This is a genomic window from Treponema sp. R6D11 (genome assembly GCF_054786075.1).
On the sequence record NZ_BDHD01000179.1, the window covers coordinates 1 to 3,405 of the forward strand.

General features: G+C 39.1%; 2 protein-coding genes. One reads left to right on the plus strand and one right to left on the minus strand.

Translation table 11 applies throughout. The features are described from left to right. Positions 1 to 2,208 (minus strand): pyruvate, phosphate dikinase (gene ppdK / locus ACYVTD_RS10735; RefSeq protein ID WP_461247767.1); only part of this gene is annotated, 2,208 nt, incomplete at its 3' end. Positions 2,209 to 2,646: 438 nt separating this feature from the next. Here ppdK and ACYVTD_RS10740 point away from each other — a divergent pair. Then, complete coding sequence (locus ACYVTD_RS10740) at positions 2,647 to 3,405, plus strand: hypothetical protein (protein WP_461247768.1); 759 nt, start codon at positions 2,647 to 2,649, stop codon at positions 3,403 to 3,405.

Sequence of the window (3,405 nt, forward strand, 5' to 3'; positions counted from 1 at the left end):
ATCTAGTTTAACGCCAGCGTCTGCGATTGTTTTCTCTGCGTTTTCAACAACAACAGATTTAACATATTTAAGCTCGTTCACGTCTCCAACTAGAGGAATCATAATTTCTGGAGTTACGTTTAGTCCCTCTTTGTTAACCGCAATAGCAGCTTTTATAACCGCTCTTGTTTGCATAGCCGCGATTTCTGGATATGTCACATCAAGGCGGCAACCTCTATGACCCATCATTGGGTTGAACTCGTGTAGGCTCTCAACTGTGTTTTTAAGCTCTGAGAATTCTAGGTTCATTTCTTTTGCAAGATCTGAAATTTCCGCGTCTGTGTGAGGCACAAACTCGTGTAGTGGAGGGTCTAAGAAACGAATTGTCACAGGATATCCTGCCATCGCACGGAATAGTCCTTCAAAATCGCTTTGTTGCATTGGCTCGATTTTCGCTAAAGCTTTTTCGCGTTGTTCAACAGTTTTAGAAACGATCATCTCGCGAATTGCTGCGATTCTGTCTTCAGCAAAGAACATATGCTCAGTACGGCAAAGACCGATGCCTTCTGCGCCGAATCCTCTTGCAACTTCTGCGTCGTGAGGAGTGTCTGCGTTTGCGCGGATTTTGAAATCGCCACGTATTTCATCAACCCAACCCATAAGTTCGCCAAAGTCTCCCTCTAGCTTCGCTTCTTGAGTTTCGATTGTTCCTTGATAAACATTGCCTGTTGAGCCATCAAGAGATATAACTTCGCCCTCTTTGATCGTTACGCCGTTAACTTTAAACCATTTTTCTTCTTCATTGATTGTAATATCACCACAACCAGATACACAACATGTTCCCATGCCACGAGCAACCACGGCTGCGTGAGATGTCATTCCGCCGCGTACGGTTAGAATGCCTTGAGCTGCATTCATGCCTTCGATGTCTTCTGGGCTTGTTTCCAAACGAACAAGAATGACTTTTTCTTTTTCGCTAGCCGTAACCGCTTCTTCAGCTGTAAAATAAACTGCGCCGTTCGCAGCTCCTGGGCTTGCTGCCAATCCGTTTGTGATAGGAGTCGCTGCAGCTAACGCTTCTGGTTTGAATGTTGGATGCAATAGCGTGTCTAAAAGTTTTGCGTCGATTGCAGATATAACCGCTTCTTTTGTAGATAATCCTTCATGTACAAGATCAACAGCAATTTTGATAGCAGCTTGAGCTGTTCTTTTTCCGTTTCTTGTTTGTAACATATATAATTTTCTGTCTTCGATTGTGAATTCCATATCTTGCATGTCTTTGTAGTGGTTTTCGAGTTTTTTAGTAATCGCTACAAATTGGTCATACACTTCTGGCATTTCTTCTTTAAGTTGAGAAATTGGATTTGGTGTTCTAATGCCGGCAACAACATCTTCCCCTTGCGCATTCATTAGATATTCGCCATATAATTTATTCTCGCCTGTTGAAGGGTCGCGAGTGAACGCAACGCCTGTTCCTGAGGTTTCGCCTAGGTTACCGAACACCATCGCTTGGATGTTAACGGCTGTTCCCCAAGAATAAGGAATGTTGTTCATCATGCGATAAACATTTGCGCGCGGGTTGTCCCATGAACGGAATACCGCTTTAATAGCTCCCATAAGCTGTTCAACTGGGTCTTGCGGGAAATCTGAACCTATTTTTGATTTATATTCTTTTTTGAATTGTTCTGCTAAATCTTTTAAGTCTTCTGCTGTTAAGTCTAAATCGTCAGTAATCCCTTTTTCTTCTTTTTTCTTATCGATAAGTTCTTCAAAATATTTCTTACCAACTTCCATAACAACGTCTGAATACATTTGAATAAATCTGCGGTAACAATCCCAAGCCCATCTAGGATTTCCTGATTTTTTTGCGATAGATTCAACTGTTTCGTCTGTTAAACCTAGGTTTAGAATCGTGTCCATCATTCCTGGCATAGACGCTCTTGAACCTGAACGAACAGAAACTAATAATGGGTTTTCTTTATCCCCAAATTTCTTTTCTGTATTTTTCTCCATTTTTGTTATGTATTCTAAGATTTGTGCTGTTATTTCTTCGTTAATAACTTTATTATCCTCATAATATTGAGTACACGCCTCTGTTGATACAATGAATCCTTGAGGTACTGGCAAGCCCAGAGATGTCATTTCCGCTAGATTAGCCCCTTTTCCTCCAAGAAGTTCTCTTTGCGAACCTTTTCCTTCGCTAAAAAGATAAACCCATTTTTTGCTCATTTTTTTCTCTCCCTCTTATATTTTTTTACCGTCTGCTATTATATCAATAATCCCCACTCTTGTCAATAGAAAAAATTCAAAAAAATCCCTAAAACAATATATATATTTATTATTAATTAAGTAGTAGTAGAGGGCTGTCGATTTGTTCAAAACAAATAAAAACCCATAAAATAAAACAAAAAAAGATGTTCATAAAAAAACTATAACTCCAAACAAAAAAAAGGAACGATTTTACATAAAACGAAAACAAGCTAAAAAAGAGAACCTCAAAAAAATTGCAAAAAAAGAAGTTATAAACAAAAAAACGTAGTTATGCACAGGGTTATACACAGGTTATCGACAGTTTGTTGACAGAATTGTAACATTATTATTACAAACAAAAAAAAAGAAACAAGCATAAAATACCACATCGAGGTGATAATAGTGAGAAAAATTATCGTGCAAGGAGGAAAAAAAATAACAGGAAGGATAAAGATTCAGGGTTCGAAAAATGCAGCGCTTCCCATCATCGCGGCATCAATTTTGTTGAAAGAAAAAGCCGTTTTGAAAAACGTTCCAGACATAAGCGACGTTCTATCTTTTATAGAAATATTAAAAAAGCTTGGGGCAAAAACGGAATACAAAAACAATATTTTAATCATAGATAACAGTGAGATAAAAAACAAAAAAATTAAATCAAAACAGGCGAAAAAAAGCCGCGCTTCTTTCTTGTTTTATGGAGCCTTGCTTAGTCTCTTTGGCAAGGCGAAAATGATAAAAACAGGCGGGTGCAAAATAGGGAAAAGACCGCTCGATATACATAAAAAAGCATTTAAAGAAATTAAAAAAGGAAAAAGAGAAATATTTTTGGGGTCTCCAAGCGTCGGCGCAACGGAGAACTTGCTTATATATATGGCAGGGAAAAGCGAAAAAAACATAAAAAGAAAGGGGAGGGTGGAGCAGGAGGTTTGGGATTTAGGGGTTTTTTTTGGAAAAGGGGGGGGGAAAAAAAAAGGCAAAAAGAGAGGTAAGGAAAATTTTTACCGTCTGACTTGTTGCCCAAGTCCGCCTTCGCTGCTGAAATGGGAGGTTGGTGGGGGCGTGGTGTTGCGTGGGTTTCTCTTTTTTCTACGCGGAGGTTTCCTTGGCTTTTTTTTTTTTTTGCTTCTACGGTCATTCCGACAACAGGGCGGGGGTTTGTTGGCAGTTTGCCGCTGA